The organism is Nocardia farcinica (assembly GCF_029867845.1).
GTDB lineage: Bacteria > Actinomycetota > Actinomycetes > Mycobacteriales > Mycobacteriaceae > Nocardia > Nocardia farcinica_A.
In genome coordinates this window covers 1-4,567 of sequence record NZ_JARWRU010000668.1, presented here as the reverse complement: position 1 = coordinate 4,567, position 4,567 = coordinate 1, and the positions used below count along the sequence as shown (strand labels likewise).

3 protein-coding genes are annotated in these 4,567 nt (G+C 69.3%); all 3 read right to left on the bottom strand.

Annotated elements, in window-relative coordinates; all coding sequences use genetic code 11:
• Positions 1–368 precede the first annotated feature (368 nt).
• The gene (meaB, locus tag QH283_RS14730) at positions 369–1,418 is read right to left on the bottom strand and encodes a methylmalonyl Co-A mutase-associated GTPase MeaB (RefSeq protein WP_280503565.1); all 1,050 of its coding nucleotides are present in this window, start codon (positions 1,416–1,418) and stop codon (positions 369–371) included.
• The gene (gene scpA, locus QH283_RS14725) at positions 1,415–3,697 is read right to left on the bottom strand and encodes a methylmalonyl-CoA mutase (protein ID WP_280503564.1); all 2,283 of its coding nucleotides are present in this window, start codon (positions 3,695–3,697) and stop codon (positions 1,415–1,417) included. The genes meaB and scpA overlap by 4 nt, the downstream gene beginning before the upstream one ends.
• Positions 3,697–4,567: methylmalonyl-CoA mutase family protein (locus QH283_RS14720; protein ID WP_280503563.1), on the bottom strand; the 871-nt coding region annotated here is incomplete at its 5' end. The genes scpA and QH283_RS14720, both read right to left, overlap by 1 nt.

The following is a 4,567-nucleotide window of genomic DNA, read 5'->3' as shown; positions in this document are numbered from 1 at the left end:
GAAAGAAGCGCAGGCCGATGTGGGCTCATCCCCGCATGCGCGGGGAGCACCATGTTGTAGAGGTCGGTGTTGACCTTGCAGAGGGCTCATCCCCGCATGCGCGGGGAGCACCAGTCCGCCCGCCCCGCAACAGACGCGCGCGTGGGCTCATCCCCGCATGCGCGGGGAGCACATCGCCCAGCTGCAGACCGAGCACTCCGTCCGGGGCTCATCCCCGCATGCGCGGGGAGCACACTTGCCGACCTGCGACTTTACAAGCCACCAGGCCGATTTGCATTCACTTTCCCTCGAGACTCCAGCATCGCCGCTCCCTCACGCCGTTTCACCTCGCGTCGGCAAAGAGACAGTCCGCTACCGCAGACAGACCCCTATCTCCGCCCGGCCGACGAGTCGAATGCGTCGAGCAGCCGTTCCGCGGCAAGGGCCGCGGTCAGCGTTCCGTCGCGTACCTGCTGCTCGACATCGGCGCGGATCGCCTTGACCTCGGGGGCTTCGGCGAGGCGGCGCAACAGCTGGTCGTGCACCATGGTCCAGGTCCAGTCGACCAACTGCCGGCGACGCTTCTCGTCGAACTGACCTGCGTCGGTCAGCACACGACGGTGCTCGAGCACCGTGTCCCAGAACTTGTCCAGGCCGATGCCTTCCAGTCCGCTCATGGTGATGACCGGGGGCCGCCACAGCGCGTCGCGCGGGTGGATCAGTCGCATGGCGCCGGCGAGTTCACGGGCGGCTGCCTTGGCTTCCATCTCGTGCTTGCCGTCGGCTTTGTTGACCGCGACGAGGTCGGCCAGCTCGAGGACGCCCTTCTTGATGCCCTGGAGTTGATCACCCGTGCGGGCCAGGGTGAGGAAGCAGAACACGTCGACCATGTTGGCGACGGTGACCTCGGACTGGCCGACGCCGACGGTCTCGACCAGGATCACGTCGTAGCCGGCGGCTTCGAGCAGGACGATGGTTTCACGGGTGGCCTTGGCGACGCCGCCGAGGGTGCCCGCGGTGGGTGACGGGCGGATGAAGGCGTCGGGTTCCACCGACAGGCGGGCCATGCGGGTCTTGTCGCCGAGGATGGAGCCGCCGGTCCGGGTGGAGGACGGGTCGACCGCGAGGACGGCGACCCGGTGGCCCTTGCCGATCAGGTACATGCCGAGCGAGTCGATGAAGGTCGACTTGCCGACGCCGGGGACGCCCGTGATGCCGACGCGGTTGGAGACCACGGCGGTGGACGAGTCGGTGTTCTCGGGGGTGAGGCGCAGCAACAACTGCTGCGCCAGTGCCCGGTGATCGGATCTGGTCGATTCGACCAGGGTGATCGCCCGTGCCAGGGCCGCCCGGTCGTTGCGCCGGACGGCTGCGGCGAGTTCGTCTACGTCGATCTTCCGCCGCGCCCGCACGGGCGCGGCGGAACCCGGTTCACTCATTCCGCCGCGGAACCCTCCAGTTCGTGACCCAGTTCGGCAGCCAGCTTGCCGAGCAGGTCGATCGCGGCGTCGGCGATGACGGTGCCCGGCGGGAAGATGGCCGCCGCGCCCGCCTGGTAGAGCTCGTCGAAGTCGCCGGGCGGGATGACGCCGCCGACCACGACCATGATGTCGGGGCGACCGACATCGGCCAGTGCCTGGCGAAGGGCAGGCACCAGCGTGAGGTGGCCCGCGGCGAGGGAGGAGACGCCGACGATGTGCACGTCGTTGTCCGCCGCCTGCTGCGCCACCTCTTCGGGGGTCTGGAACAGCGGGCCCACGTCGACGTCGAAGCCGAGGTCGGCGAAGGCGGTGGCGATCACCTTCTGGCCTCGGTCGTGACCGTCCTGGCCCATCTTGGCGACGAGGATGCGCGGACGCCTGCCCTCGGCCTCGGCGAATTCCTCGACCAGCTCGCTCGCCTTGGTGATGTTGGTGACCTTTCCGGCCTCGTCGCGGTACACACCGGACAGAGTACGGATCTCGGCCTGGTGGCGGCCGTAGACCTTCTCCAGCGCGTCGGAGATCTCGCCGACGGTGGCCTTGGCGCGGGCGGCGTCGATGGCCAGGGCCAGCAGGTTGTTCTCCATGCCGCCCTCGGTGGCGGCGGCGGCGCGGGTGAGTTCGGCCAGGGCACGATCGACGGCGTCCTGGTCGCGCTCGGCGCGCAGGCGACGCAGCTTCTCGATCTGCTCGGCGCGCACGCGGGAGTTCTCGACCTTGAGGACCTCGACGGCCTGGTCCTCGTCGACCTGGTACTTGTTCACGCCGATCACCGGCTGCTGGCCGGTGTCGATGCGGGCCTGGGTGCGGGCGGCGGCTTCCTCGATGCGCAGCTTCGGAATGCCTTCGGAGATGGCCTGCGCCATGCCGCCGTGGGCCTCGATCTCGGCGATGTGTGCCCGCGCGCGCTCGGCCAGCTGGTGGGTCAGCCATTCGACGTAGTAGGAGCCGCCCCAGGGGTCGGCCGGGCGGGTGGTGTTGGACTCCTGCTGGATGAGCAGCTGGGTGTTGCGGGCGATGCGGGCGGAGAAGTCCGTGGGCAGCGCCAGCGCCTCGTCGAGGGCGTTGGTGTGCAGGGACTGGGTGTGGCCCTGGGTGGCGGCCATCGCCTCGATGCAGGTGCGCGCCACATTGTTGTAGACGTCCTGGGCGGTCAACGACCAGCCGGAGGTCTGCGAATGGGTGCGCAGGGCAAGGGATTTGGTGTTCTTGGGCTCGAACTTCGAGACCAGCTCGCTCCACAGCAGGCGGCCCGCGCGCAGCTTGGCGACCTCCATGAAGAAGTTCATGCCGATGGCCCAGAAGAACGACAGGCGGGGGGCGAACTTGTCGACCTCCATGCCCGCGTCGATGCCTGCCCGGATGTATTCCACGCCGTCGGCGAGGGTGTAGGCGAGCTCCAGGTCGGCGGTCGCGCCGGCTTCCTGGATGTGGTAGCCGGAGATGGAGATCGAGTTGAACTTCGGCATCTTCGCGCTGGTGTAGGCGAAGATGTCGGAGATGATCCGCATCGAGGGCTTGGGCGGATAGATGTAGGTGTTGCGGACCATGAACTCCTTCAGAATGTCGTTCTGAATGGTTCCGGCCAGCTGCTCGGGCTTGACGCCCTGCTCCTCGGCGGCCACGACGTACAGCGCCAGGATGGGCAGCACGGCGCCGTTCATGGTCATCGAGACCGACACCTGGTCCAGCGGGATCTGGTCGAACAGCTGGCGCATGTCCAGGATCGAGTCGATCGCCACGCCCGCCATGCCGACGTCGCCCTGCACGCGCGGGTGGTCGGAGTCGTAGCCACGGTGGGTGGCCAGGTCGAAGGCGACCGACAGGCCCTTCTGACCGGCCTGCAGGTTGCGGCGGTAGAAGGCGTTGGAGTCGGCGGCGGTGGAGAAGCCCGCGTACTGGCGGATGGTCCACGGCTGGTTGACGTACATGGTCGGGTAGGGGCCGCGCACGAACGGCGCCACACCCGGCACGCTGTCGAGCGGATAGCCCGCCTCGACGACGGCGTCGCGATCGGCCTTGGTGAACACCGGCGGCACGTCGATGCCTTCGGGGGTCGACCAGGTCAGCTGTTCGGGGGTGTAGTTGTTGGCCTCGGCGGCTTCGCGCACGAATTCCTCGACCTTCGCGGCGTCGACCGCGGCGGCCTCGGGTTCGTGTTCGGTCAGCGGCACGTCGGCGAAGCTGCCGACCGGGTCCGCCGTTCCGCCCGGCTGTTCGACATGACTGAGGGTCATCAGGCTCCCACCTTCTCCAGCAGCGCGGACAATTCGGCCACCGCGTCGATCCTGGCGGTGAGGTATCCGTCCGGGCGCTGCTCCTCGCCCAGTTCGGCCACGGCCTTCGCCGGGCCCGCGAGCAGTACCGTCTGCACTCCGGCCGCGCGCAGCGTCTCGACCGCCGGGCCCGCGTCGGTGCCGTAGCGGGCGTCGGAGCCGCAGAGCACCGCGATCGGCGCGCCCGCCTCCTTCGCGGCGGCGGTGATCGCCTCGTCGCCCGCCAGCGGTCCGGGGTTCACCGATTCGATGCCGCCGGAGGCGAGCAGGTTGGCGATGAACGTGACGCGGACGTTGTGCTCGGCGACCGTGCCCAGCGGCACCAGCAGGGCCTTGGGGCGGGCGCCGTTGGCCGCGAGATAGGCGTCGGAGCGGTCGCGCAGCGCCTCGAAGGCCGCGCCGTAGCGGGCGATCGTCTCGGGTCGGCGCGCCTGCTCGGACAGCGGTTGTTCGGCCAGGTTCGGGAATTCGTTGACGCCGGTGACGGCGGTCTTGCGGTGCGCGACGTCGCGATCGCGGGTGGCCTTGGTCTCGGCGATCGCGGCGGCGAGGCTGCCGGATTCGAGGGCCCGCTCGTAGCCGCCCGCACGCTCGAGCTCCTGCATGAACTCCCAGGCCTTGGCGGCGAGTTCGGCGGTGTAGGACTCGATGTACCAGGAGCCGGCGCCCGGGTCCTGCACGTGGCCGAGGTGGGATTCCTCGAGCAGCAGCAGCTGGGTGTTGCGGGCCATGCGGTCGGAGAACGACTTGGACACGCCGAGCTCGCCCGGGGGCAGCGCGGAGTCGAAGGGCAGCACGGTGAGGGTGTCGGCCCCGCCCCCCCCCCCGCCC

Excerpts from the sequence above, each read along its gene's own strand:
- meaB (WP_280503565.1), bottom strand. The coding sequence starts at position 1,418 with ATGAGTGAACCGGGTTCCGCCGCGCCCGTGCGGGCGCGGCGGAAGATC.
- scpA (WP_280503564.1), bottom strand. The coding sequence starts at position 3,697 with ATGACCCTCAGTCATGTCGAACAGCCGGGCGGAACGGCGGACCCGGTC.